The sequence below is a fragment of the Simplicispira sp. GW247-4R2A genome, assembly GCF_059424465.1.
Window position 1 is genome coordinate 41870 of the sequence record NZ_JBWKZM010000022.1, and the last position, 23864, is coordinate 65733.

General features: G+C 66.0%; 25 protein-coding genes. 15 read left to right on the forward strand and 10 right to left on the reverse strand.

All coding sequences use genetic code 11. The features are described from left to right. Positions 1-112 precede the first annotated feature (112 nt). From AC07ZH_RS14780 to tsaB, 3 genes are read right to left on the reverse strand one after another with little or no spacing between them, the layout of a single operon-like run. Positions 113-862 (reverse strand): uracil-DNA glycosylase family protein, encoded by a 750-nt coding sequence (locus AC07ZH_RS14780; RefSeq protein ID WP_495200378.1) that lies wholly within the window; start codon positions 860-862, stop codon positions 113-115. After that, positions 859-1338, reverse strand: a complete 480-nt coding sequence (rimI, locus tag AC07ZH_RS14785) for a ribosomal protein S18-alanine N-acetyltransferase (protein ID WP_119109858.1) — start codon at positions 1336-1338, stop codon at positions 859-861. Before rimI ends, AC07ZH_RS14780 begins: the two co-directional genes overlap by 4 nt. A 55-nt stretch (positions 1339-1393) precedes the next feature. Beyond that, positions 1394-2086, reverse strand: a complete 693-nt coding sequence (gene tsaB, locus AC07ZH_RS14790; RefSeq protein ID WP_495200399.1) for a tRNA (adenosine(37)-N6)-threonylcarbamoyltransferase complex dimerization subunit type 1 TsaB — start codon at positions 2084-2086, stop codon at positions 1394-1396. A gap of 74 nt (positions 2087-2160) precedes the next feature. On the opposite strand from tsaB, the gene dacB reads away from it, so the two are divergent. The 3 genes from dacB (at position 2161) to AC07ZH_RS14805 (ending at position 5681) form a co-directional block, all read left to right on the forward strand. After that, a complete protein-coding gene (gene dacB / locus AC07ZH_RS14795) occupies positions 2161-3609 on the forward strand; it encodes a D-alanyl-D-alanine carboxypeptidase/D-alanyl-D-alanine endopeptidase (RefSeq protein ID WP_495200379.1) in 1449 nt (482 codons plus the stop codon). Between the two features lie 227 nt (positions 3610-3836). After that, positions 3837-4982: an SGNH/GDSL hydrolase family protein gene (locus AC07ZH_RS14800; protein WP_495200380.1), complete on the forward strand. Its 1146-nt coding sequence runs from the start codon at positions 3837-3839 to the stop codon at positions 4980-4982. A 21-nt stretch (positions 4983-5003) separates the two neighbouring features. After that, on the forward strand, positions 5004-5681 hold the full coding sequence (locus AC07ZH_RS14805) for an OmpW/AlkL family protein (protein ID WP_119109861.1): 678 nt from the start codon (positions 5004-5006) through the stop codon (positions 5679-5681). 69 nt (positions 5682-5750) lie between these two features. On the opposite strand, the gene AC07ZH_RS14810 is transcribed toward AC07ZH_RS14805, so the two are convergent. Genes AC07ZH_RS14810 through purE form a run of 4 tightly spaced genes read right to left on the reverse strand, consistent with a single transcriptional unit; the run spans position 5751 to position 9424 of the window. Then, positions 5751-6704, reverse strand: coding sequence for an SGNH/GDSL hydrolase family protein (locus AC07ZH_RS14810; protein ID WP_495200381.1), 954 nt, complete (start codon positions 6702-6704; stop codon positions 5751-5753). 50 nt (positions 6705-6754) lie between these two features. Continuing rightward, on the reverse strand, positions 6755-7756 hold the full coding sequence (locus tag AC07ZH_RS14815; protein ID WP_495200382.1) for an L-threonylcarbamoyladenylate synthase: 1002 nt from the start codon (positions 7754-7756) through the stop codon (positions 6755-6757). A gap of 10 nt (positions 7757-7766) precedes the next feature. Continuing rightward, on the reverse strand, positions 7767-8924 hold the full coding sequence (locus AC07ZH_RS14820) for a 5-(carboxyamino)imidazole ribonucleotide synthase (protein WP_495200383.1): 1158 nt from the start codon (positions 8922-8924) through the stop codon (positions 7767-7769). Between the two features lie 8 nt (positions 8925-8932). After that, complete coding sequence (gene purE / locus AC07ZH_RS14825; RefSeq protein WP_119109865.1) at positions 8933-9424, reverse strand: 5-(carboxyamino)imidazole ribonucleotide mutase; 492 nt, start codon at positions 9422-9424, stop codon at positions 8933-8935. Positions 9425-9526: 102 nt separating this feature from the next. On the opposite strand from purE, the gene AC07ZH_RS14830 reads away from it, so the two are divergent. Further along, positions 9527-10495: a tetratricopeptide repeat protein gene (locus AC07ZH_RS14830; protein ID WP_495200384.1), complete on the forward strand. Its 969-nt coding sequence runs from the start codon at positions 9527-9529 to the stop codon at positions 10493-10495. An 81-nt stretch (positions 10496-10576) separates the two neighbouring features. Here the strand turns inward: AC07ZH_RS14830 and AC07ZH_RS14835 are convergent, their stop codons facing one another. Beyond that, entirely contained in the window at positions 10577-11497 is a 921-nt protein-coding gene (locus AC07ZH_RS14835) for a phosphoribosylaminoimidazolesuccinocarboxamide synthase (RefSeq protein WP_495200385.1), read from the reverse strand. Between the two features lie 336 nt (positions 11498-11833). Here AC07ZH_RS14835 and hpf point away from each other — a divergent pair, with 336 nt between their 5' ends. The 3 genes from hpf (at position 11834) to hprK (ending at position 13733) form a co-directional block, all read left to right on the forward strand. After that, the gene (hpf, locus tag AC07ZH_RS14840) at positions 11834-12181 is read left to right on the forward strand and encodes a ribosome hibernation-promoting factor, HPF/YfiA family (protein ID WP_119109868.1); all 348 of its coding nucleotides are present in this window, start codon (positions 11834-11836) and stop codon (positions 12179-12181) included. A gap of 119 nt (positions 12182-12300) precedes the next feature. Next, the gene (locus AC07ZH_RS14845) at positions 12301-12768 is read left to right on the forward strand and encodes a PTS sugar transporter subunit IIA (protein WP_119109869.1); all 468 of its coding nucleotides are present in this window, start codon (positions 12301-12303) and stop codon (positions 12766-12768) included. Between the two features lie 17 nt (positions 12769-12785). Continuing rightward, positions 12786-13733: an HPr(Ser) kinase/phosphatase gene (hprK, locus tag AC07ZH_RS14850; RefSeq protein WP_495200386.1), complete on the forward strand. Its 948-nt coding sequence runs from the start codon at positions 12786-12788 to the stop codon at positions 13731-13733. A gap of 10 nt (positions 13734-13743) precedes the next feature. Here the strand turns inward: hprK and fur are convergent, their stop codons facing one another. Next, positions 13744-14175, reverse strand: a complete 432-nt coding sequence (fur, locus tag AC07ZH_RS14855) for a ferric iron uptake transcriptional regulator (RefSeq protein ID WP_495200387.1) — start codon at positions 14173-14175, stop codon at positions 13744-13746. 104 nt (positions 14176-14279) lie between these two features. On the opposite strand from fur, the gene AC07ZH_RS14860 reads away from it, so the two are divergent. From AC07ZH_RS14860 to AC07ZH_RS14885, 6 genes are all read left to right on the forward strand, one after another. Beyond that, on the forward strand, positions 14280-14840 hold the full coding sequence (locus tag AC07ZH_RS14860) for an outer membrane protein assembly factor BamE (protein WP_119109871.1): 561 nt from the start codon (positions 14280-14282) through the stop codon (positions 14838-14840). Positions 14841-14882: 42 nt separating this feature from the next. After that, positions 14883-15716: a 4-hydroxy-tetrahydrodipicolinate reductase gene (dapB, locus tag AC07ZH_RS14865; protein ID WP_495200388.1), complete on the forward strand. Its 834-nt coding sequence runs from the start codon at positions 14883-14885 to the stop codon at positions 15714-15716. Between the two features lie 17 nt (positions 15717-15733). Next, on the forward strand, positions 15734-16414 hold the full coding sequence (locus tag AC07ZH_RS14870; protein ID WP_495200389.1) for a MotA/TolQ/ExbB proton channel family protein: 681 nt from the start codon (positions 15734-15736) through the stop codon (positions 16412-16414). 2 nt (positions 16415-16416) lie between these two features. Then, positions 16417-16848 carry an ExbD/TolR family protein gene (locus AC07ZH_RS14875; RefSeq protein WP_495200390.1) on the forward strand — a complete coding sequence of 144 codons (432 nt, stop codon included), beginning with the start codon at positions 16417-16419 and terminating at the stop codon, positions 16846-16848. A gap of 66 nt (positions 16849-16914) precedes the next feature. After that, a complete protein-coding gene (gene leuS, locus AC07ZH_RS14880) occupies positions 16915-19710 on the forward strand; it encodes a leucine--tRNA ligase (RefSeq protein ID WP_495200391.1) in 2796 nt (931 codons plus the stop codon). 3 nt (positions 19711-19713) lie between these two features. After that, positions 19714-20211 carry an LPS-assembly lipoprotein LptE gene (locus tag AC07ZH_RS14885; RefSeq protein WP_119109875.1) on the forward strand — a complete coding sequence of 166 codons (498 nt, stop codon included), beginning with the start codon at positions 19714-19716 and terminating at the stop codon, positions 20209-20211. 19 nt (positions 20212-20230) lie between these two features. Here AC07ZH_RS14885 and rocF read toward each other — a convergent pair whose 3' ends face one another. After that, on the reverse strand, positions 20231-21187 hold the full coding sequence (gene rocF / locus AC07ZH_RS14890; protein ID WP_495200392.1) for an arginase: 957 nt from the start codon (positions 21185-21187) through the stop codon (positions 20231-20233). 163 nt (positions 21188-21350) lie between these two features. On the opposite strand from rocF, the gene holA reads away from it, so the two are divergent. Together holA and AC07ZH_RS14900 are read left to right on the forward strand one after the other, a co-directional pair. Then, positions 21351-22406, forward strand: a complete 1056-nt coding sequence (gene holA, locus AC07ZH_RS14895; protein WP_119109877.1) for a DNA polymerase III subunit delta — start codon at positions 21351-21353, stop codon at positions 22404-22406. A gap of 73 nt (positions 22407-22479) precedes the next feature. Next, positions 22480-23760 carry a glutamate-5-semialdehyde dehydrogenase gene (locus tag AC07ZH_RS14900; RefSeq protein ID WP_495200393.1) on the forward strand — a complete coding sequence of 427 codons (1281 nt, stop codon included), beginning with the start codon at positions 22480-22482 and terminating at the stop codon, positions 23758-23760. Positions 23761-23864: the final 104 nt, after the last annotated feature.

The following is a 23864-nucleotide window of genomic DNA, read 5'->3' on the forward strand; positions in this document are numbered from 1 at the left end:
GGCCGGTGGCTGGGGCGGATGGGGCGCTTTCAGCCCCGGCGCTGGCCTGGGAGCTGAAAGCTATCGACTGGGATAGGCTTCCATGGGTCTTGGTAAGAATTAAGACGCGCGATTATGGCATTGGCGTGGCAACGCCAGGCCCCGCCAGAGCCCTGGCGCGGCACAAATCGGCCCAGGCGGCGCTTTTCGATTCCGGACTGCGCAGCAGAAAATGGGGGCCAAAGGTGACCACAACGGGCACTCCCGCAATCGCCAGCGCTGCGCCGCGCAACTTGCCCAGGGGCTCGCTGCGCGCCAAGGCGGCACGCACCGCGCCGCGCCCCATCACCAGGACGACGGAGGGGGCAAAGGCCTCGACATGGTGCGCAATGGCCGTGGCTGCGTCGCTCTCACTGCCGTTTGCGGCGCTGGGGTCCGCCTGGTGCACGCTGCACAGCGCCACACGGGGGTGGTGGTGCAACTGCAGGGCGTGCAGCATGTTGCCCAGCAAGCGCTCGGCGGCTTGCGCCGCGCCGTCGCCCGCCGCAAACGCTTCTGCGACGACCAACCAACCCGCGCCGAGCGCGGGTGGGGCGAGCGACGGGTCGGCCTCTGGGTAGAGCAGGCGCGGTGCCTGCACCTGCCAGTGGGTGGTGGCTGTGGCGCCGCGGTCCTGGCTGCGGAGCGGATGCGGCGCGGGCGCCGCGCGCAACGCCCGGGCCGGCGGCTCCTCGTGCGGTGCAGGTGTGGCCTCGACCGTCGGGTGGGTGGCCGCTGCCGGGTTCGGGCGTGCCATGGCACCTGCCTGCGCGTGGGGTGTGGGCCAGACGCGCACGCCCATGTCGAGCAGCATGGCGCGTTGGCGGGCGTCCAGTGTCTTCACAGTTCCAAGCTCATCACAATGGCATCTTCACGCCCGCCGCTTGCCGCCGGGTAGTAGCGTGGCCGTTCGCCAACCCGGCGAAAACCATGGCTTTGGTACAAAGCGCGTGCTGGCGCGTTGCTGGCGCGCACTTCCAACCAGAGCCAGTGGGCGCCCTGGGCGCGCGACCACAGCACCAGCGCGTCGAGCAGCAGGCGTGCCCAACCCTGGCGCTGAAAGGCGGGCGCCACCGTGAGGTTGAGCAAATGCGTTTCCTCCACACCGCGCATGGCGACGTAGTAACCGAGCAAATGCTCGCCCGCGCACAGGAGCTGCACGGCATAGCCGCTGGCGAGCGAATCGGTGAAATTGCCACGTGTCCAGGGAAATTCGTAGGCTTGCGCCTCGATCTCCAGCACCTGTTCCAGGCGGCCCAGCGTGAGCGTCTCCAGCCGCACCTCGGGTCGGCCAGGGGGGTGCGCCAGGATGCTGCTCATGGGGCGATCTCCGCACTGCGCGTTGCGGATGTTCTTAGGGTGGCCCGGCGCGCGCTCATATTTTTTCCCTCTGTGCGGCGCGCTCGGCGGTGGTTTGCGCCACCTTGTCGCGTACGTACAAGGGCAGCGCTGCGCTGGCAGGCTGTGCCAGGCCGCGCGCCAGCAACTGCGGGGCCAGGCGCAGCAAGGCCTGCGCCTGCGGCAAGGCGTCTACATGCCGTGCATTGGGGGCGAGGCGCTGGCCATAGGTGTCCAGCGCATTGCCGGCCACGGTCCAGCCTTCGGGGACCTGTACCGCTTCCGGGGCGCACACGGCAAAGTCGCCGCTGCCACTCCACCCGTCCGCACCGAACTGGTAGCGTGCGCTGTAGACCTCGTCCATGCGCGCATCAAGCACCGCCACGACCTGCGTGCAGCCGCAGCGCTCGCGTGCATCTTCGGCCACGGCGAGCAAGGTATCGACTGGCAGGACGTCGATCCCCCTGCCGCCGCGTGCGCCGAAGGCAAGCCCCTGCACCACGGAGCACGCCGTGCGCACGCCGGTGAACGAGCCCGGCCCGCGCCCGAATACCAGCGCATCCAGCGCGTCAAGCGAAAGATCTGCCTGCGCCAGCAGGCTGCGAACCGTGGGAATCAGGTGGGTGGAGGCCTGCGCGCCGCCTGCGCCGCTGTACGTCCATACGCGCGACGCGTGCTGCACCGCGACGGACAAATGCGCGGTACTTGTGTCCAGGGCGAGCAGGTTCAGGGGCAAAGACAAAGCCATGGGCGGATTATCCGTGCGCCGGACGATGCTGGTTGCGCGCATAAACTTGGCGCCCTATGTGCCCACCGCGACTTTCCTCTTGGCGCCATGCCTGCGCCGTGTTCGCCAGCGTGCTCACGCTGTGGTCTGGGCCGGCCGCGGCACAGCCCCCGCAGACCCTGCCGACGGAAGTCGCCGTGGCGCTCGATCGTGCCGGCATCCCGCGCGAGGCGGTGGCGGCAGTGGTGGCGCCGGCGGACGGAGCCGGCCCTGCGCGCCTGGCATGGCGCGTGGACGCGCCCCTGAACCCGGCGTCGGTGATGAAGCTCACCACCACCTTTGCCGCGCTCGACCTGCTCGGCCCCGCCTACACCTGGCGCACGCCCGTATTTGTGGACGGGCCCATTCGGGCGGGTACTTTGCAAGGCAATCTGTACCTGCGCGGCAGTGGCGACCCGACACTGGTCATGGAGCGCCTGTGGCTGCTGCTGCGCCAGGTGCAGGCGCGTGGCATCACCACGATTGCGGGCAATATCGTGGTGGATGGATCGGCCTTTGCGCACCAGACGCGCGATGCGGCGGCCTTCGATGGGCAGCCCCTGCGGGCTTACAACGCAGCGCCCGAGGCTTTTCTGGTGAATTTCAAGTCGGTGGTGCTCGACTGGGCGCCGGATGCGGCGGCTGGTGTGGCTCGCGTTCAAGTCTCACCCCCGCTGGCCGGTCTTGCCGTGCAAGCCACGGTGCCGCTGGCGCCGGCTGGAACGCCTTGTGGGGATTGGCGCGCGCGCACGCAAATGCAGACCGAGGACGCCGGGCGCTGGTCGTTCAAGGGCAGCTACCCGGTGTCCTGCGGGGAGCGCAGTTGGGCCATTGCGCCGGCTCAGCCAGAGCTGTTTGCGCCGCGGGCGGTGGCCGGGATGTGGCTGGCGCTCGGCGGAAAGCTCGGTGGCAAGGCCACCCTGGGCAGCGTGCCGGTGGGGCTCGCTCCGCTTTTCGTCTACGCCTCGCAGCCACTCTTCGACGCGGTGCAAAGCGTCAACAAGTTCAGCAACAACGTCATGGCGCAGCAGATTTTCCTGACCCTGGGGCTGGAACAAAGCGGGGTTGGTAGCCCCGAGGCTGCGCGCAGCGTGCTGCAGGCCTGGTGGCAAAAGCGCATGGGGGGAGCCGCGATGCCGGTTTTCGACAATGGCGCTGGACTCAGCCGTGAGGCGCGCATCAGCCCCGCGGCGCTGGCACACATGCTGCAGGTCGCCTGGGCATCGCCCGTGATGCCGGAACTCATGGCCTCCATGCCCATCGTGGGCATGGACGGTACGCTGCGCCGCAGCCACAGCAGAGCCGTGGGCAGCGCCCATCTCAAGACCGGGAGTCTGGAGGGCGTACAGGCCATGGCTGGCTACGTGCTGGGCAGCGACGGGCGTCGCTGGGTGCTGGTGGCGCTGGTGAACCACGATCGCGCAGCAGCGGCGCGGCCGGCGCTGGAGGCCTTGATCGATTGGACAAGCGCGCCGGGGCATCCTTGATGTCTCGCCGGCTCGCAGAGCAGCAAGGCGGAAAGCGTATTGAAAACTCTCTTTCGCTGCAGCCAAGGCGTTGCAGGCCTTGTGTTCTGAACGTCCGCATTGACGGCTGGGGGGCTTTTGCCTGTCGGCTATTGGCGTTTACCCGCTGGAGCCTGCTCACAGCTAGCGGTAACATTTGGAATTAAATAGAACGGTCGTTCTTTTTTTTAATTTCAGGAGTGCGGTGTATGGATTTCCAGCGCAAGACAAGGTGGGCTCTATTGGCGGTGGCTGCAGCAGTGCTGTCGGCCTGCGGCGGCGGGGGGTCGGATACCACGCCGGTGGCACCGATCACCGGGGTCAAGGTCATGGGCGACAGCTTGGCCGACAGCGGCACTTTCGGATTCAAGTTCACGGTTCAGGGAGCGGCTCCTACCGGAGCGGGCTCCACCGCCATCTGGCCTGAGCGCGTCGCCAGTGAATACGGCGTCTCGCTGTGCCCCAAGTACCAATTCACTGGGACGGCCTTCAACGCTGCTGCCGGATGCACCAATTACGCCATCGGTGGCGGGCGCATCAACAACTTCACCGCGCCGACTTCACCGGTGTCCATCACCACGCAACTGGCCGATGCGGGCGCCGCAGGCTTTGCCGCCGGGGATCTTGCGCTGATAGACGGCGGTGGGAACGATGCAGCCGATCTGGTGGGCGCCTATCTATCCGCCTCCAAGGACGGTGGCGCTACCTATAAGGCCCTCTTGACCACGCTGCTGCCAGCTTCCATGGTCGATGCGGCCTTCGCTGGCGGCACGACCGGGATGGCCCAGGTGGGCGGTGCCTACATGCAGGCACTGGCCGACAAATTCACGGCCGCCATTGCTGCCAACGTTCTGGGCAAGGGCGCGCAGCACATCGCCATATTGAATGTGCCGGGTATCGACCAAACGCCCCGTCTTCAGCAATTGCTGGGCGGGATCGCTGCCGCGGCTGGGCCGGCCGCCAGCGCCCAGGTTCAGGGGCTGGTCAAGGCGTGGGTGGAGGCCTTCAACGCCAAGCTCGCCGCCAATTTTGCTGGCAACGACAAAGTCGTGGTTGTCGATTTCTACACCTCGCTCAATGATCAGGTGGCGCATCCCGAGCAGTTTGGGCTGACCAACGCAAAAGATACGGCTTGCCCCATCACCGGCGTTGGCACCGATGGCCTGCCCACCTACACCTTCCCTTCTTGCACGGTTGAAGCGTTGTCCGCCATGACGCCACCTGCCGGTGCGACGGGCGGCGCGGACTGGTGGAAGACCTACGCGTTTTCCGACAGTTTTCACCCCACGCCCTACGGACACCAGTTGCTGAGCCAACTGGTCTCGCGCGCCATTGCCCAGGCAGGCTGGCTGTAATTGTCCAACCGAGGAAACACCATGAAAAACACAAACCAATGGCGTTGGGTGGCCGGTGCACTGCTGCTGGCAGGCGCACCTCTGGCACAGGCACAAAGCGCAGGCAGTTGGCTTGCACGCGGCGGGGTGACGCAGATTGCCCCGGACGTCAGCAGCGGCAACCTTACGGCGCCCAGCTTTGCCAATACCAAGGTGGACGTGCGCTCGGATACGGAGCTCTCAGGCGGCATCACCTACATGATGACCGACCATTGGGCCATCGATGTGCCGCTGGCATTGCCCTACAAGCACGACACGGTGGGTGCTGGCGCGATTGCCGGCGTGGGCAAGATCGGCGAGGTCAAGGCCTTGCCGATCACCATCTTCGCGCAGTACCGCTTCCTGGAGCCCCAGGCCAAGATACGCCCGTATGTGGGTCTGGGCCTGACCTACGCCAAGTTCTACAAGGAGCGCGGGACGGCCGCGCTCAACGGATTGACGGGCGGTACGCCGGCCAATCCGACGACGCTCAGTGCAGAGTCCAATTTTGGCCTGACGCCGCAGGTGGGGGTGAGCATTGCGCTCAACGACCGGTGGTTCGTGGACCTGGCGTACTACAAGACGTTTGTGAAAACACGCAACACGCTCTCCACGGGCCAGCATATCGACATCAAGCTCAACCCCAACGTGTACGCGATTGGCATTGGCTACCGATTCTGAGTTCTGGCCTATTGCCAGCCAACAAAAAACCGGCCGAGGCCGGTTTTTTGTTGGCTGCATGCCCTGTGACTACCAGCGCGCACGCAAGCGATCGTAGGCGTAATCGCCGAGTTGGCGCTGGGCGGAAGGCGTAAGGTAGACCGCGTCGGCAAATACATAGAGGCTGGCATTGGCACCCGAGACCAAGGTTGTGGGTGTGCACAGCGCAGAATTCACCTGCCCGGCGCCGATTCCGATGCCTGCGCCAGGATCCACCGAGGTGCATACGGGGGTGGTGGAGTTCGAGAAGGAATAGGCCGTCGGCGTGGTGTGAAACAGGTTCACGTAGTAGGCCGCGTCGATGTACAGGACATGGGCGCCCAGGTCGTTGATGTCAATCAGCAAGCCTTGGTTGAAGGCACTGCTGGCCCGGCTGAGAAGATCGACGCGGTCGATGGTCACCGCCCAGGGCGTCACGCTCAGGTCGTAGGGCCCAGACACCAGCACATGCGGTGCGCCTGCATCCACCAGGCGTTTGACCTGTGCTGCCAGCAGCTTGCCATTGGCGCGGGCGTTGGCTACGAAAGCGTCTTCCGACAGTGTGCCTGCCTGCACGGCGGCCATGTCGACAATCAGGTCGCTGATGCCACCGTTGAGCACGACCAGATCGTTCGGGGCAAAGCTCTGTGCGGCCAGAAATTTGTCAATCTGCGCCGTCACCGTCGGGGTGGCCGCGTTGCCGGCCGCGTCGGGCGTGGCGGCGATGCGGGCATTGCCCTGGGCGTAGCTCAGTCCTCCCGCTGAGACGCTGGTCAAGGATTTGCCGTAGCGGCTGGCCAGTTCCTGCGTCCAGTTGTTGATGCTGCCGTCGTTGACGGTGTAGCGCGAGCCGGTCTGCCCCAGGTCGCTGTAGGCATCGCCAAACGCGATGAAGCGGTCGGGGGTGATGGCCGATTCGGTGCTGCTTGAGCCGCAGGCTGCAAGCAGGGCTGCCCCCGCGCAAGCGGCTGCGAGCAGGCTGCGGCGCATCCAGTGTGTTGCCATGGTGTGTGTTCTCCAATAGGACGGGCTAGTTTAACGATGTGGCTTGCGGTTCAGGCGGCTGCGCGCCGCAAGCGGTCGCGCACGCCTTCCCACGTAGGGGTGTCGGGCGGTGTTTCGACCCAGATCAGGCGCACGGCCGCGTCGTCGAAGCCGCGCAGCACGGCAAACAGCTGCTGTGCCGTCGCCTCGGCATCGTCGGGCATGCGGCGCAGCAGCACGCGCGATGAGGCGCTCTTGAGCGGCGTGCGGGCATACACCGCCAGATGCGCGGCTTCGGCGCCCAGCAGGTCCAGGCCGGTCTGCAGCGCGCGGGCGTCCATCAGCCGCAGCTTGGCTTCTGGGGCGTAATGCGATTCCAGGGTGCCGGAGGCGCGCGGCGCCGGATCGGGCAGATCGTCTTTCAAGCGCAACTTGCGCTCGCAGACGGCCTCGATTTGCGCGCGGGTAATCCCGCCGGGGCGCAGCAGCACTGGAGCGCCGCGCGTGCAATCGACGATGGTCGATTCAATGCCCACGGCGCAGGCGCCGCCGTCGAGTACCAGCAGTTCGCTGCCCAGTTCGTCCTGCACGTGCTGGGCCGTCGTGGGGCTGACGCGGCCAAAGCGGTTGGCGCTGGGCGCGGCCAGGCCGGCGATGGCGCGCTCGCCTGGAGGGGGCGCGGCGCAGGCGGCCAGCAAGGCCAGGGCCACCGGGTGCGCGGGGCAGCGCAGACCGATGCTGTCCTGCCCGCCAGCGGCGGCCGCGGCCACCCCTGCGCGGCGCGGCAAAATCACCGTGAGTGGCCCAGGCCAGAAGGCGCGCACCAGCGCCTGCGCAAAATCCGGCACTTCGCGGGCGAAGTGCGGCAGCGCGTCGGCGCTTGCCACGTGCACGATCAAAGGGTGGTCGCTGGGCCGGCCCTTGGAGGCAAACACCTGCGCCACGGCAGCGTCGCTGTCCGCGTCGGCGGCCAGGCCGTACACGGTTTCGGTGGGCAGGCCCACCAGGGCGCTGCTGCGCAGGGCACGCGCGGCCTGTGCAATGGAATCGGGCAGATGGCCGTCGAGGATCATCGCGGCACGCTCAGAAGGCCGGTAGACCAAGCAGTGCCGCAGCCTGCAGCGCGGTGCTGCGCGCTTGCGCCGCACTGGCCGCCGTCACGTTCAGGTGGCCCATCTTGCGGCCGTGGCGCGCTTGCTCTTTGCCATAGAGGTGCAGATGCGTGCCCGGTAAGGCGAGTACCTGGGCCCACGGGGGTTCCTGCGGTGCCTCGCCCTGGGCAAACCACAAATCGCCCAGCAGATTGAGCATGATGGCGGCGCTGTGCTGGCGCGGCGGCGTCAGCGGCAAGCCAGCGAGCGTGCGCACCTGCAGCTCGAATTGCGAAACGTCGCAGGCGTCCACGCTGTAGTGGCCGCTGTTGTGCGGGCGCGGGGCGATCTCGTTGACCACGAGGCGGCCGCCCTCCAGCACAAAGAATTCGACGCACAGCACGCCCACGTATTCCAACTCGTCAGCTATGGATTTTGCAGCTGCTAGCGCTTGCTGCATAAGCGCTAGAGGCACATTTTCCTCATAAACTTCGGTCACCGCCAGAATCCCGTCCCGGTGCAGGTTGCGCTGCAGCGGCAGGTGCACAGAGTGGCCGTCCGCGCCGCGCGCGACGATCACCGAGCATTCCAGTGCCAGGGGCAGCATCTTTTCCAGCACGCAGGGCGCGCGGCCCATGGCGTCCCAGGCGGTGACCAGCTCGGCGGGCGCCTGCACGCGGGCTTGGCCCTTGCCGTCGTAGCCCATGCGGGAGGTTTTCAGGATCCCGGGAAAGAGCGACTGGTCGGCGCTGGCCATTTGTTCCGGCGTTTCGATCACCGCATACGGCGCGCAGGGCACGCCGCAAGCGGTGAAATGGGCTTTCTCTTCGGCCCGGTTCTGCGCCACGGCCACGGCGCGGGCGGCCGGCGAGACGGTGCACCGGCCGGCCAGCGCCGCCAGCGCCACGGCGGGAACGTTTTCAAACTCGGTGGTGACGGCGGCGCACAGGCTGGCAAGCTGGCGCAGACCGTCGGGGTCGTCGTAGGCGCTCTGGATATGGTGGTGGCTCACGCGCCCCGCCGGGCTGGCCGGGTCGGGGTCGAGCACCACGGTGAAGTAGCCCATGGTCTGCGCCGCGTGCACGAACATGCGGCCAAGCTGGCCGCCGCCGAGTACGCCCAGCGTGGCGCCAGGCAGGATGGGGAGCATGTTGGTGCTCATTCGGGGGGCAGCCGCATGGCGCGCGCCGCCTCGGTTTGCGCCTTGCGGAAGACGCGCAACTGCTCGCGCAGCGCCGGATTCTGGTTGGCCAGCATGGCCACGGCGAACAGCGCCGCATTGGCCGCGCCCGCCGCGCCAATGGCAAAGGTGGCGACCGGAATGCCTTTGGGCATCTGCACGATGCTGTGCAGCGAATCGACGCCTTGCAGGTGGCGGCTGGGCACCGGCACGCCCAGCACCGGCACGGGCGTTTTCGCTGCCAACATGCCCGGCAGGTGCGCCGCGCCGCCCGCGCCAGCGATGATGGCCTGCAGGCCGCGCTCGGCTGCGGCCTCGGCGTAGGCGAACATGTCGTCGGGCATGCGGTGCGCCGAGACCACCTGCGCTTCGTAGGCGATCCCGAATTGGCTGAGAATCTCGACTGCATGCTGCATGGTGTCCCAGTCGCTGCTGGAGCCCATGACGACGCCGATCTGGAGGCTTGTCATAGTGTCTGGAGGCGCAGCGCCCGCGGGTCTGCGCTAGAGTGAACCTGCAATTTTACTTTTGGGGCGGCAAGCACGCCCCGCTGCCCTTGGAAAACGATTCCCATGATCGATGTCACCCTGGTAAATTTTGAAGTCGAAGTCATCACCGCCTCGCTCCGCGCCCCGGTGTTGGTGGATGTCTGGGCCGAGTGGTGTGGTCCGTGCAAGCAGCTCGGGCCGCAGCTGGAGTTGCTGGAGACCGAATACGCCGGCCGCTTCGCCCTGGCCAAGCTCGACGCCGACAAGGTGCCCGAGATCGCCGGCCAGTTGTCGCAGATGTTCGGCACGCGCAGCATCCCGCTGTGCGTGCTGTTCGTGCAGGGCCAGCCGGTGGACGGTTTCGTCGGCGCGCTGCCGCCTGCGCAACTGCGCGCCTTCCTCGACAAGCATGTGCCCTCCGAAGGCGCGCTGGAAGCCGAGGCCGAGGTGGACGAAGCCCATGCCCTGCTCGACGCGGGCGACACGCAGGCCGCGCTCGCCAAGATGGCGGACGCGCTGGCGGCTGACCCCACCAACGACGATGCCCGATTTGACTATGTGCGTCTGTTGATCGGTACGGGCGCCTACGAAGAAGCGCAGGCGCTTTTGCACGAGCCGCTGGCGCGCATCCCCAAGCCGCTGCGCTTTGAGGCCTTGTCGCACTGGCTGGGCGCACTGCAGTTCGTGCAGCAGGACGATCGCGGCAACTGGCCGCTGGAGCAGTTCGACGCGCAGATTGCCCAGAACAAGCGCGATTTCGACACCCGTTTCGCCAAGGCGCGCGTGCTGATGGCCGAAGGCCAGTGGACCGCCGCCATGGACGAGCTGCTGGAGATCCTCCTGCGTGACAAGGCCTGGCAAGACGGCGCGGCGCGCAAGACCTATGTCGCCATCCTCGAACTGCTCACGCCCCCGAAGCCCAAGGCCGACGCCGGCGTCCCTGGCAAGAGCGCGGGCGGTATCGAGCTGATGGGCAAGGCGGGCGCGCAGGAAGACGAAGCCACGGCCCTGCTGAACAGCTACCGGCGCAAGCTCAGCATGGCGCTGAACTGAGCTCTGGCGTTCAATCGCTATTGAAAAAATAGCTACTAGCGCTTACTGGATAAGCGCTAGAGCCTTATTTCCTCAAATATTTCAACCTGTCAGCCGCTCCAGCGCCTCGCGGTATTTGGCGGCGGTCTTCTCGATCACCGCCTGCGGCAGGCGCGGGGCCGGCGGCGTCTTGTCCCAGGGCCTGCCGCCCACCTGGGCCTGCTCCAGCCAGTCGCGCACGAACTGCTTGTCGTAGCTGGGGGGGTTTTCGCCAGCGGCCAGCGCGGCCTTGTAGCCTTCCACCGGCCAGTAGCGCGAGCTGTCGGGTGTGAGCACCTCGTCCATCAGCACCAGCGTGCCGTCCGGGGCCAGGCCAAACTCGAACTTGGTGTCGGCGATGATCATGCCCTTCTCCAGCGCGATGGCGGCCGCTGCCTGGTACAGCGCAATGCTGAGGTCGCGGATGCGGCTGGCGTGGTCAAAGCCAATCATCTCCACCGTGCGCTCGAAGCTGATGTTCTCGTCGTGCTCGCCGGCCGCGGCCTTGGCCGCCGGCGTGTAAATGGGCGTCGGCAGTTTGGCGGCGTTGGTCAGGCCCGCGGGCAGCGGCACGCCGCAAACCGATTGGGTGGCCTGGTATTCCTTCCAGCCGCTGCCGGCCAGGTAGCCGCGCACCACCGCCTCGACGGGCAGCGGTGTGAGGCGCTGCACCAGCATGGAGCGGCCGCGTACCTGTTCGACTTCGTCCGCGCGCACCACGCTCTCGGGCGCCTCACCGGTCAGGTGGTTGGGGCAGATGGCGCCGAGCTTGTCGAACCAGAACAGCGCCATCTGCGTCAGCAGCTCGCCTTTGCCTGGGATGGGCTCGCCCATGATCACGTCAAAGGCCGAGAGCCGGTCGCTGGCGACCATCAAAATACGGTCACTCCCTACCGCATAGTTGTCGCGCACCTTGCCACGCGCAAGCAATGGCAGCGAAGTGAGCGTGGATGTGTGCAGGGCAGGGCTGGCGGATGCGGTCATGGGAAGGGTGTATCAAGCGAGGGGGCGCTGGCGGACGCCAGGCAGGGGATTTTATGCGCCAGCGCCGGGTGCAGCGCATGCGATTACCGGCTGGCGCAGCATCGTCCAAGGTGCTCGCACGGAGGGGCGCTGCACCCCAATCCAGCCATTGTGCGCTCTTTCCCGCCTTCAGGCGACCGGCGGGCAAGAGCCCCGCTGCCGCTTGCTGGAATGGCGTTGCCTTGCCTGCGGGTGCGGTGCATAGTGGGGGCGTGTGCCCTGCAGACTGACTTTTTCGGGCCGCCCATTCACACGGGTGGTGCGGCATTTGTTCCCAAGAGCCAAGGAGACTCCCTCATGAATCTGACGATCAGTGGTCACCATCTCGAAGTTACGCCGTCGCTGCGCAGTTACGTCACCTCCAAACTTGATCGCATCACGCGCCATTTCGATCAGGTGGTGGATGTGAAGGTGCTGCTCACAGTGGAAAAGCAAAAGGAAAAGGAAAAACGCCAGCGCGCGGAATGCAATATCCGGGTCAAGGGCAGCGACCTGTTTGCGGAAAGCGCCAACGAGGACCTGTACGCCGCAGTTGATGAGCTGGTGGACAAGCTCGATCGGCAGGTGGTGCGCCACAAGGACCGCATGCAAGACCACCAGTTCCAGGCACGCAGGCGCGAGCAGCCGGCGCAAATGACCGCCTGACGCCAGGTCCCGGTGCTGGTTGGGCACCCCGCCGCCGCCTTCAGGGCGGCTTTTTTTGTGCCGCGCCCTGGGAAATACCCGCAGGCGCACAGGCGGTGCATAATTCCTCCCGATACGCCATGAACCGCCTCGCTTCCATCCTGCCTGCAGCCCAAGTGCTCGTGAGCGTTGACGCCACCAGCAAGAAACGCGCCTTCGAAGAAGCCGGGCTGCTGTTTGAAACCCTGCACGGCCTCTCGCGCGCCCTCATCACCGACAGTCTTTTTGCGCGTGAGCGCCTGGGCTCCACGGGCCTTGGTCACGGTGTGGCCATTCCGCACGGGCGCATCAAGGGCCTCAAGGCGCCGATGGCAGCAGTGTTCCAGCTCGAACGCCCCATCGGTTTCGATGCGCCTGATGAGCAGCCCGTGGGCCTGCTCATTTTTCTGCTCGTGCCCGAAGCGGCCACGCAGAAGCATCTGGAGATACTGTCTGAAATTGCCGAACTGCTCAGCGACGCGCCGCTGCGTGAGCGCATCAAGAGCTGTTCGGATGCGGTGCAGTTGCACGGTCTGATTGCCGACTGGCAGTCTACGCAGACCGCCTAAAGCGCCCCATCTGCGCCGTGAAACCTAACGTCGTCAGCGCGGACGTCTTATTCGAAGCCTTTCGTACGCACCTGAAATGGGAGTGGGTCGCGGGCCTGGGGGCTTCCGAACGGCGCTTTGACGAAGTCGCGGTGCGCTCGGCGCGCTCGGGTGCTGATTTGGTGGGCTACCTCAATTACATCCATCCCTACCGCGCGCAGATTCTGGGCGAGCGCGAGATCAATTACCTGCTCAACGGCACGCCGGAAGACGCGGTGCGCCGTGTGGCGCGCATCGTCACGCTGGAGCCTCCGGTGTTGGTGCTGGCCGATGGCCAGACGGCGCCCGATGCGCTGCTCTCCATCTGCGAGCGCGCGCAGATTCCCATGTTTGCCACGCGGGAGTCCTCGGCCTTTGTGATCGACGTGCTGCGCGCGTATTTGTCCAAGCATTTCGCCGATCGCCTCACCATGCATGGGGTGTTCATGGACATCCTGGGCCTGGGCGTCATGATCACAGGCGAGTCGGGCCTGGGCAAGAGCGAGCTGGGCCTGGAGCTCATTTCACGCGGCCAGGGGCTGGTGGCCGACGACGCAGTGGATCTGTACCGCATCAACCAGACCACCATCGAGGGCAAGTGCCCCGATCTGCTGCAAAACCTTCTTGAAGTGCGCGGCATCGGCCTGCTCGATATTCGCGCCATCTTTGGCGAGACAGCGGTGCGCCGCAGAATGCGCCTCAAGCTCATCGTGCACCTGGTGCGCAAGGAGACGCTGGAGCGCGACTACGAGCGCCTGCCCTACGAGCCGCTGACGCAGGACGTGCTCGGCGTGCCGATTCTGAAGGTGGTGATCCAGGTGGTCGCCGGGCGCAACATTGCCGTCCTGGTCGAAGCGGCGGTGCGCAATACCATTTTGCAGCTGCGCGGCATCGACACCTACCAGGAGTTCGTCGAGCGCCATCGGCGCGCGATGGAGCAGGGCTAGGCTGCGCGCCTCAGACCTTTTGTGCGCGGGCCTTGGCGCAGTTGGCGCACTGGCCGTACAAGGCCATGGAATGGTCTTCCACCACCCAACCCTTGGCTTTCGCCACCGCCTGCTGGCGTTTTTCGATTTCCGGGTCGTAGAACTCTTCCACCTTGCCGCAACTGGTGCAGACGAAGTGGTCGTGGTGCTGTCCTTCGTTCAGTTCGTAGATGGCCTTGCCGCTCTCGAAATTGCTGCGCAGCAGGATGCCGGCTTGTTCGAACTGCGTCAGCACGCGGTACACCGTGGCCAGACCGATGTCGGAGCGCTCGTCGAGCAGCACGCGGAACACGTCCTCGGCTGTCATGTGGCGCTGCGTACCCTTTTGAAAGACTTCGAGAATCTTCAGGCGCGGCAACGTGGCTTTCAGCCCCGTGCTCTTGAGTTCATCGATGTTCGTCATGGCAAGGTCTTTCGTGCCGCCTGGCATGCGGCGGGCGGCCGGGCGCCGTGGGCACCAGGCCCTGTCGCTACAATCGAGCGATCATAGCCCCAAGACCACACCCCATGTACGCTCCAGCCCACTGCGGTGCCCGTCTGGGCGCCATCCTGAGCTTTGGCGCCCTGCTTGCAGGGTGCTCTGCCTTCAACACCGCGAGCAGTTCGGTCGCCAGCGTGGTGACCCCCTACCGCGTCGAGGTGGTGCAGGGCAATTTCGTCTCACGCGAGCAGGTTCAGGCGCTGCAGCCTGGCATGGGCCGCCAGCAGGTGCGCGAGATTCTCGGAACACCGCTGCTTACCAGCCTGTTCCATGACGACCGCTGGGAATACGTGTTCACGCTTAAGCGCCCCGGTGTCGACGCACAGACGCGCAAGCTCACGGTCTACTTCAAGGGCGACGCGCTGGATCACTTCGAAGGCGACGAAATGCCGACCGAGAGCGATTTCGTCGCCTCGCTTGAGACACGCAAAGGCAAGGGCAAAGTCCCGGTGTTGGAGGCGACCGAGCAGCAGCTGGCGCGTTACCCCGCCCCTGCTGCCGATGGAAAAACCGGCGCTGCGCTCGAGCCTACTGCGCAAGCGACACCTGGGCGCAGCTATCCCCCTCTTGAACCCACAACGCGCTAAGCGCTTTGCGCACACTGCCTTTTTTCCAGTCTGGACCCTACGATGGCGAACCTCGCGCCCGAATCTTCCAATGCCCCTATCCGCGTCGCGGTGGCGGGCGCCAGCGGCCGCATGGGCCGCATGCTGATTGAAGCCATCCGTGACAGCGGCGACTGCGTGCTGGTGGGGGCGCTGGATGTGCCCGCGAGCCTTGGCATCGGCTCCGATGCCACCGCTTTCCTGGGGCTTGCCAGCGGTGTGCCCATCACGGCGGACATTGACCAAGGCCTGGCCGGGGCTGATGTGCTGATCGATTTCACTCGTCCAGAAGGCACGCTTGCGCACCTGGCCGCTTGCGCGCGCCTGGGCGTCAGCGCGGTGGTGGGAACGACCGGCTTTACCGAAGCCCAAAAGGCTGAAATTGCGGCCCATGCCCAGCGCATCGCCATGGTGATGGCGCCCAACATGAGCGTGGGTGTCAACGTCACGCTCAAGCTGTTGGACATGGCGGCGCGTGCGTTGGCCACCGGGTACGACATCGAAATCATTGAAGCCCACCACCGCCACAAGGTGGATGCGCCTTCGGGAACAGCGCTCAAGATGGGTGAAGTGATCGCCCATGCCCTGGGGCGCGACCTGAAGGAATGCGCCGTCTACGCCCGCGAGGGAGTCACCGGCGAGCGCGACCCATCCTCCATCGGGTTCGCCAGCGTTCGCGGGGGCGACATCGTGGGCGACCACACGGTGCTGTTTGCCGGCACCGGCGAGCGTATCGAAATCACCCACAAATCCGCCAGCCGCACCACCTATGCGCAGGGGAGCCTGCGCGCGGTGCGCTTCCTGCGCGGACGCACCGCAGGCATGTTCGACATGTTTGATGTTCTCGGCTTGAACTGAGCGAACCTGCCCACGTGATGAGCAGTCTGCACTGGTGGCGCAGCGGCGATGCAGTGACGCATACGGCGGCGCTCGTGCTGCTGCTGATGTCGGTTGCAAGTTGGGTGGTGATGCTGTGGAAGCTGCGCATGCTGCAGCGCGCGGCGCCAGACATCGCACGCAGCCAGACCGCCTTTTGGCAGGCGCCGAGCTGGGACTCTGCCGCATCCGCTGCAGCCGCTTTTGACCGCGATGCCCTGGTACTTCCACTCGTCGCGGCAGCCCTTGAAACGCGTTCCCTTGAAACGCATTCCCCGGCCTTGGCGCCGGTGCCGCCAGAGAGCGGATCGTTCCACGCCAGTGCCGCCGCCCGCGCCACCCGCTTGCTGCGCGGCGCGCTGCTTGCCAGCATTGCGCGGCTGCAGTATGGCCAGGTCTTGCTGGCCACCGTCGGTGCGACAGCGCCTTTTGTCGGGCTGCTTGGCACCGTCTGGGGCATCTACCACGCGCTGACTGCCCTGGCAGGTTCCGGTCAGATCAGCGTCGAGCGCCTGGCCGGCCCGGTGGGTGAGGCCCTCATCATGACGGCCGCCGGGCTGGCGGTCGCGATTCCGGCGGTGCTGGGCTACAACCTGCTCGGCAGGCGGGTGGCACGCCTTGAGGCCGAGCTCGAAGGCTTTGCGCACGATCTGCGCGAACTGTGCTCGGCGGGCGGCTGAACATGGCATTTGGCCGGATCGAGCGCAGCGCCTCGGCGCGCCCCCTGAGCGACATCAACGTCACGCCGCTGGTCGACGTGATGCTGGTGCTGGTGGTGATCTTCATTCTGGCCGCGCCGCTGCTGGCCGGCTCGCTGCGCCTGGAACTGCCGCGCGCCCAGGGCACGGCGCCCGCAGCGCCGGGGCCTTCCCTGCTCATTGAAGTGGATCGCACGGGAGGGCTGCAACTCGACGGCCAAGCGATTGCCGAAGAAGCGCTCGCGCCACGCCTGGCGGCGGTGGCTGCCGAGCGGCCGGGCACCGAGATCGCACTGCGCGCCGACGCCGCCGTGCCCTATGGCCGCGTGGTCGAACTGATGGGGTTTGCACATGCTGCCGGCCTCACGCGCATCGCCTTCGTGGCCGAGCCTGCGTCCGCTCGGCCCGCGCGCTGAAGCCGCGCGCCTAAAATCTCCCGCAATGGCAGCGGTTTGCGGCTGCTTTCTTTCTTTTTGAGCCCCATGGACACCAAATACCAACCCGCCGAGGTCGAGCGCGCCGCCCAGGCGCACTGGAGCGCGCAGGACGCCTACCGCGTCACCGAAGATGCGAGCAAGAAGAAGTTCTACGCCTGCTCGATGCTGCCCTACCCCAGCGGCAAGCTGCACATGGGCCATGTGCGCAACTACACCATCAACGACATGCTCACGCGCTACCTGCGCATGAACGGCTACAACGTGCTCATGCCCATGGGCTGGGATGCGTTCGGCCTGCCGGCGGAAAATGCCGCGCTGAAGAATGGCGTGCCGCCCGCGCAGTGGACGCTGGACAACATCGCGTACATGAAAAAGCAGATGCAGGCCATGGGCCTGGCCATCGACTGGAGCCGCGAAGTCGCCACCTGCGACCCCACGTACTACAAGTGGAATCAGTGGCTCTTTTTGAAAATGCTCGAAAAAGGCATTGCGTACCGCAAGACCCAGGTGGTGAATTGGGACCCGGTGGACCAGACCGTGCTCGCCAATGAACAGGTAATCGACGGCAAAGGCTGGCGCACCGGTGCGGTGGTCGAGAAGCGCGAGATTCCAGGCTACTACCTCAAGATCACCGATTACGCCGAGGAATTGCTCGATTACGTCACCGGCGACAAACTCCCCGGCTGGCCGGACCGCGTCAAGCTGATGCAGGAAAACTGGATTGGCAAGAGCGAGGGCGTGCGTTTTGCCTTCCCGCACGGCATCCGCGGCGACGATGGGGCGCTGATTGGCGATGGCCGCATGTACGTCTTCACCACGCGCGCCGACACCATCATGGGCGTCACCTTCTGCGCTGTCGCGCCGGAGCACCCGCTGGCCACCCACGCAGCCAAGACCAACCCCCAACTTGCCGCCTTCATTGAAGAATGCAAAAGCGGCGGAACAACCGAAGCCGAGCTTGCGGTGCAGGAGAAAAAGGGCTTGCCCACCGGCCTCTCGGTCACGCACCCGCTCACCGGCGAGCCGATTGAGGTCTGGGTCGGCAACTACGTGCTGATCGGCTATGGCGACGGCGCCGTCATGGGCGTGCCGGCGCACGATGAGCGCGACTTTGCCTTCGCCCTGAAGTACGGCATCGCCATCAAGCAGGTGGTGCTGGTCGATGGCGAACATTTCGACTTCCACCAGTGGCACGACTGGTACGGCGACAAGGCGCGCGGCGTCACGGTCAATTCCGACAGTTTCAGCGGCTTGGCCTACAAGGACGCGGTCGATGCCGTGGCCCACGCGCTGGCGCAAAAAGGCCTGGGCGAGAAGAAGACCACCTGGCGCCTGCGCGACTGGGGCATCTCGCGCCAGCGCTACTGGGGCACGCCGATTCCCATCATCCATTGCGACGAGCACGGCGCCGTGCCGGTGCCCGAGCAAGACCTGCCGGTGGTGCTGCCGCGCGACTGCATTCCCGACGGCTCGGGCAACCCGCTGCACAAGCATGAGGGGTTCCATGCCGGCGTGACCTGCCCGGTCTGCGGCAAGGCGGCGCGGCGTGAAACCGACACCATGGACACCTTCGTGGACAGTTCCTGGTACTTCATGCGCTACTGCGACCCGCACAGCAGCGAGGCCATGGTGGCGGAGGGCACCCGCTACTGGATGCGCGATGCCCAGCACGCGAGCGGCGGCAGTGGCATGGACCAGTACATCGGCGGCATCGAGCACGCCATCCTGCACTTGCTCTACGCCCGCTTCTGGACCAAGGTGATGCGCGACATGGGGCTGGTGTCGGTGGACGAGCCTTTCACCCGACTGCTCACGCAAGGCATGGTGCTCAACCACATCTATTCGCGCCGCACGGACAAGGGCGGCAAGGACTACTTCTGGCCGCACGACGTCGAGCATGTACTGGGCGACGGCGGCAAGATAGTGGGCGCGAGGCTGGTGAACGCCGTCGGCGATCTGCCTGTGGGCACGCCCATCGACTACGAGGGCGTGGGCACCATGTCCAAGTCCAAGAACAACGGCGTTGATCCGCAGGACCTGATCGAAAAGTACGGCGCCGACACGGCGCGCCTGTACACCATGTTCACCGCGCCGCCCGAGGCCACGCTGGAATGGAACGACGCGGCGGTCGAAGGCAGCTCCCGGTTCCTGCGCCGGGTGTGGAACTTCGGCATGAAGTTGGCTGCTATGGATATGGAAGCTGCTAACGCAATATCCATAAGCGCTAGAGGCCTAAAATATATAAAATTTTCCGACGGCGCCAAGGCGCTGCGCCGTGAAGTTCACACGGTGCTCAAGCAGGTGGACTACGACTACCAGCGCATGCAGTACAACACCGTGGTCTCGGGCGCGATGAAGATGATCAACGCGCTGGAGAGCTTTGCCCCCACGCTCGACACTTGCGTGTCCTCGCTGCCCCCCGAGGGGGCCCTCGCGGCTGGGGGTGGCCCGTCGCCGCTCGACTTCAAAGCCAGCGACTCCGCTGGCGGCCAGGTGGCCTTGGTCGAAGGCTTTGGCATTCTGCTGCGCTGCCTCTACCCGGCCACGCCGCACATCGCGCACGGCCTGTGGAGCCAGCTCGGCTATGCCGGCGTGCTGGGCGAGCTGCTCGATGCGCCGTGGCCGCAAGTCGATGCCAGTGCCCTGGTGCAGGACGAAATCGAGCTGATGCTGCAAGTCAACGGCAAGCTGCGCGGCAGCGTGCGGGTGCCGGCGCAGGCCGACAAGGCCGAAATCGAGCGCCTGGCCCTGGCGAGCGATGCATTTGCCGCGCACTCCGGTGGCGCCAGCCCGAAGCGTGTGGTGGTCGTGCCAGGACGCTTGGTCAACGTAGTGGTGTGAGCTATGCGCAAACGCAGCCTTCTCCTCGCCGCGCCAGCCCTTTTGCTCGCCGGCTGCGGCTTTCGCTTGCGCGGTGTGCCGCAGTTCGCCTTCCACTCGCTCTACCTCGTGGCCCCTGCCGGCTCGCTCCTGGCGCTGGAGTTGCGCCGCACCTTGCAAGCTGCGGGTGGCAGCCTTGTGGTGATCACCGACCCGGCGATGCTGCCCAAGGCCGAAGCGGTGTTCGAGCTGCTTTCCGAGCAGCAGGAGCGCTCGGTGGTCGGTCTCAATGCCTCGGGCCAGGCGCGTGAACTTGAGTTGCGCCTGCGCATCCGCTTTCGGCTGCACCGCCAGGACGGCACCGAGCTGATCGTGCCGACCGAAATCCTGCAGCAGCGCGAGCTCAGCTACAACGAAACCATCGCCCTCGCCAAAGAAGCCGAAGAGGCGCTTTTGTACCGTGACATGCGCACCGACCTGGTTCAGCAACTGGTGCGCCGGCTGGCTGCTGCCAAGGCTTGAGCCGCGGCGGCGCGGGCTTCTATTGCGCAGGCCGCTGGCGCATCAGCGTGCTCTTGCCGAACAGTGATTCGATCAAGTCCACCGCCAGGCAGGCGGTCTTGTTGCGCACGTCCAGCGCCGGGTTGAGTTCGACGATATCGAGCGATGCCAGGCGGCCGCTGTCGGCAATCATTTCCATGCATAGCTGGGCCTCGCGGTAGGTTGGTCCACCCGCGACGGTGGTGCCCACTCCAGGAGCGAGTTCCGGGTCGAGAAAATCCACGTCGAAGCTCACGTGCAGGTGGGTGCTCTCGTCTACGCCAGCGAGGGCGCGCTGCATGGTCTCGCGCATGCCGGTTTCGTCGATGAAACGCATGTCGTAGACCTCCAGCCCCTGCGCGTGCACCAGTTCTTTTTCGCCCGCATCCACGCTGCGAATGCCGATCTGGCGGATCTGCGCCGCCCGCAGCGCCGGCGAGCCATCCGGCAGGCGCGCCAGGCGGGTCAGCGGGTCCGGCCCCAGGCCGAACAGGCAGGCGACCGGCATGCCATGCAGGTTGCCGCTGGGGGTCAGCGTGCTGGTGTTGAAGTCGGCATGCGCGTCGAGCCACAGGACGTGAAGCTGCTTGCCAGCGTCAAGGCAGTGGCGGGCGACGGCGGCAATGCTGCCCAGACCCAGGCAGTGGTCGCCGCCCAGCAGCAGCGGCAGATGCCCCGCTTGCAGTTCCGCGCGCACGGCGTCGAAGACCAGTTGGTTCCATGCGACCACTTCGGGCAGATGGCGGTAGCCCTCCAGCGGCGGCTGCCAGGGGTTCGCCGGGCCATTGAGATTGCCTCGGTCGAGCACGTGCAGGCCGTGGCTCTCCAGCGCCGATTGCAGCCCGGCGACGCGCAGCGCCTCGGGCCCCATGGACGCGCCGCGCGCGCCGGCGCCGATATCGGTGGGCGCGCCAATCAATGCGACGGTGGGGGCGGCATGTTGAACGGACGGTTTCATGGTGGGTAGTGCCAGGAGCGGGGGCCAGATAAAGGCCCATTGTGCGCAATCGCCCTCCCAGGCAGCAGAGGGCACGCCGTGCAGTTTGGCTTGATAACTGGCGATTAGGCAGCGATACCTGGCGATTTGCACCGCATGCCTCAGCATTGCTAGACTTGTCGCCATGCACCTCGCCCTGGCCCAGCTTTCCGCGCACCTGCAACGGGGGCTGGCTCCGCTGTACCTTCTGCATGGCGACGAGGCGTTGCTGGTGGAAGAAGCCGCCGATGCGATTCGCGCTGCCGCGCGCGCTGCCGGCCATACCGAGCGCAATGTGTTTGTCGCCGCCGGGGCGCGGTTCGACTGGAGCACGGTGCTGGCGGCGGGCGGCAGCCTGAGCCTGTTTGCCGACCGCCAGACCGTGGAAATCCGCGTGCCCTCGGGCAAGCCTGGCAAGGACGGCAGCGCCGCGCTGCAACACATTGCCGCCGCTGCCGAACCGGGTGGCAGCACGCTGACCATGGTGCTCCTGCCGCGGCTGGACAAGGCCACGCGCACCGGCGCCTGGTTCAGCGCGCTGGCCGACGCGGGCGTCGCGGTGCAGGTGGATGTGGTGGAGCGCCCAGCCCTGCCGCAGTGGATCGCGCAGCGCCTGGCCGTCCAGGGCCAGCGCGTGCGGCAGGGCGAAGAGGGCCAGCGCACCCTGCAATTTTTTGCCGACCGCGTGGAGGGCAACCTGCTCGCGGCGCACCAGGAAGTCCAGAAGCTGGGCCTGCTGTACCCGCCGGGCGATCTGAGCCTGGAGCAGGTCGAAGCGGCCGTGCTCAATGTGGCGCGCTACGACGTCTTCAAGCTGGCTGAGGCGGTGCTGGCGGGGCAGGTGCTGCGCGTGCAGCGCATGCTCGATGGTCTGGAGGCCGAAGGCACGGCGGCCGTGCTGGTGCATTGGGCGCTGTCGGACGACATTCGCGCGCTCAAGCGCGTCGCCGATGCGATGGCCGCTGGGCGACCCCTGCCCATGGCGCTGCGGGAAGCCCGTGTCTGGGGTGCGAAGGAAAAGCTGTACGAGCGCGTGCTTGGCCACCTCGCGCCTTCCACCGCAGGGCGGTTGCTGCAGTCGGCGCATCTGGTAGACGGCATTGTCAAGGGACTCAAAGTGCCCGACTGGCCGCAAGACCCCTGGCAGGCACTGCAGCGGCTGGCGCTGCAGTGCACCCGGACTTTTGCCGCTGTACGCTGACGCGCCAGCGCGTCCGGTGCTGTCGTCTGGGCTGCTGGCGGGTTCTTGCACGCCATCTGCCAGAATCCTGCCCATGAACGCCCTCAACGTCACCGAATACGTCCAAACCCTGGGTTTGCAGGCAAAAGTGGCCTCAGCGCTTATGGCGTCTGCGCCTGCAGCTATCAAAAATAAAGCATTGAAGGCGCTTGCAGCGCTGTTGCGCACGCAGGGCCCCCAACTGCAGCAAACCAATGCGCTCGACTTGGAGCGCGCCCGCGCTGCCGGCCTGGCCGAACCCATGATCGACCGGCTCAAGCTCACCCCCAAGGTGCTGGAAACCTGTGCCCTGGGCTGCGAGCAGCTCGCCGCCATGCCCGACGTGATCGGCGAAATCCGCGGCCTGCAGCAGCAGGAGAGCGGCATCCGCGTCGGCCAGATGCGCGTGCCGATTGGCGTCTTCGGCATGATTTACGAGAGTCGCCCCAACGTCACCATCGAGGCGGCGAGCCTGGCCATCAAAAGCGGCAACGCGGCCATTCTGCGCGGCGGCTCTGAGGCCATCGAGTCAAACCGGGCGCTGGCCTTGCTGGTGCGGCAAGCGCTGCACGCCGCCGGTTTGCCGCAGGACGCCGTGCAGTTGGTGCAGACGACCGACCGCGAGGCGGTGGGCCAGCTCATTGCCATGCCGCAATTTGTGGATGTCATCATCCCGCGCGGTGGCAAGGGCTTGATCGAGCGCATCAGCGCCGGCGCCAAGGTGCCCGTCATCAAGCATCTGGACGGCAACTGCCACAGCTACGTGGACGACCCTTGCGACCTCGACATGGCGCTGCGCGTGGTGGACAACGCCAAGACGCAGAAATACAGCCCCTGCAATGCCAGCGAAAGCCTGCTGGTGGCGCGTGCCGTGGCGCCGCAGTTCTTGCCGCGCATGGGCGCCGTGTTCGCAGAAAAAGGCGTCGAAATGCGGGTCTGCGCGGAATCCATGGCGTTGTTAGCGGAAGTTTCGGGCGCAAAACTGGTGCCGGCAAGCGAGCAGGATTGGTCGCAAGAGTATCTGGCGCCCATCATCAGCATCAAAGTGGTCGAAGGCGTTGACGAAGCCATCGCCCATATCAACCGCTATTCCAGCCACCACACCGACGCGATTCTCACGCGCGACCACATGCACGCGCAGCAATTCCTGCGCGAAGTCGATTCGGCCAGCGTCATGGTCAACGCCAGCACGCGCTTTGCCGACGGCTTCGAGTACGGGCTGGGCGCCGAAATCGGTATCAGCACCGACAAGTTCCATGCGCGTGGCCCGGTAGGCATCGAAGGGCTGACTTCGCTCAAATGGGTGGTGCTGGGGCAGGGCGAGGTGCGCGGCTGAAGGCTGGCACTGTCCTTTCAAGCGCTCTTCGTGGCATTTCGCCTGGGCGCTTGGGCCTTGCCAGTACCCATTTTTTGGTGCGCTTGCGCACTTCTACAATTGTC

Coding starts and splice junctions, on each gene's coding strand:
- rocF (WP_495200392.1), bottom strand. CDS start 21,187: ATGAAACCGTCCGTTCAACATGCCGCCCCCACCGTCGCATTGATTGGC.
- AC07ZH_RS14810 (WP_495200381.1), bottom strand. CDS start 6,704: ATGGCAACACACTGGATGCGCCGCAGCCTGCTCGCAGCCGCTTGCGCG.
- AC07ZH_RS14830 (WP_495200384.1), top strand. CDS start 9,527: ATGATCGATGTCACCCTGGTAAATTTTGAAGTCGAAGTCATCACCGCC.
- AC07ZH_RS14885 (WP_119109875.1), top strand. CDS start 19,714: ATGCGCAAACGCAGCCTTCTCCTCGCCGCGCCAGCCCTTTTGCTCGCC.
- AC07ZH_RS14835 (WP_495200385.1), bottom strand. CDS start 11,497: ATGACCGCATCCGCCAGCCCTGCCCTGCACACATCCACGCTCACTTCG.
- holA (WP_119109877.1), top strand. CDS start 21,351: ATGCACCTCGCCCTGGCCCAGCTTTCCGCGCACCTGCAACGGGGGCTG.
- AC07ZH_RS14870 (WP_495200389.1), top strand. CDS start 15,734: ATGAGCAGTCTGCACTGGTGGCGCAGCGGCGATGCAGTGACGCATACG.
- AC07ZH_RS14805 (WP_119109861.1), top strand. CDS start 5,004: ATGAAAAACACAAACCAATGGCGTTGGGTGGCCGGTGCACTGCTGCTG.
- AC07ZH_RS14800 (WP_495200380.1), top strand. CDS start 3,837: ATGGATTTCCAGCGCAAGACAAGGTGGGCTCTATTGGCGGTGGCTGCA.
- AC07ZH_RS14815 (WP_495200382.1), bottom strand. CDS start 7,756: ATGATCCTCGACGGCCATCTGCCCGATTCCATTGCACAGGCCGCGCGT.
- fur (WP_495200387.1), bottom strand. CDS start 14,175: ATGACGAACATCGATGAACTCAAGAGCACGGGGCTGAAAGCCACGTTG.
- dacB (WP_495200379.1), top strand. CDS start 2,161: ATGTGCCCACCGCGACTTTCCTCTTGGCGCCATGCCTGCGCCGTGTTC.
- rimI (WP_119109858.1), bottom strand. CDS start 1,338: ATGAGCAGCATCCTGGCGCACCCCCCTGGCCGACCCGAGGTGCGGCTG.
- AC07ZH_RS14900 (WP_495200393.1), top strand. CDS start 22,480: ATGAACGCCCTCAACGTCACCGAATACGTCCAAACCCTGGGTTTGCAG.
- AC07ZH_RS14875 (WP_495200390.1), top strand. CDS start 16,417: ATGGCATTTGGCCGGATCGAGCGCAGCGCCTCGGCGCGCCCCCTGAGC.
- dapB (WP_495200388.1), top strand. CDS start 14,883: ATGGCGAACCTCGCGCCCGAATCTTCCAATGCCCCTATCCGCGTCGCG.
- AC07ZH_RS14845 (WP_119109869.1), top strand. CDS start 12,301: ATGAACCGCCTCGCTTCCATCCTGCCTGCAGCCCAAGTGCTCGTGAGC.
- AC07ZH_RS14860 (WP_119109871.1), top strand. CDS start 14,280: ATGTACGCTCCAGCCCACTGCGGTGCCCGTCTGGGCGCCATCCTGAGC.
- AC07ZH_RS14820 (WP_495200383.1), bottom strand. CDS start 8,924: ATGCTCCCCATCCTGCCTGGCGCCACGCTGGGCGTACTCGGCGGCGGC.
- leuS (WP_495200391.1), top strand. CDS start 16,915: ATGGACACCAAATACCAACCCGCCGAGGTCGAGCGCGCCGCCCAGGCG.
- hpf (WP_119109868.1), top strand. CDS start 11,834: ATGAATCTGACGATCAGTGGTCACCATCTCGAAGTTACGCCGTCGCTG.
- purE (WP_119109865.1), bottom strand. CDS start 9,424: ATGACAAGCCTCCAGATCGGCGTCGTCATGGGCTCCAGCAGCGACTGG.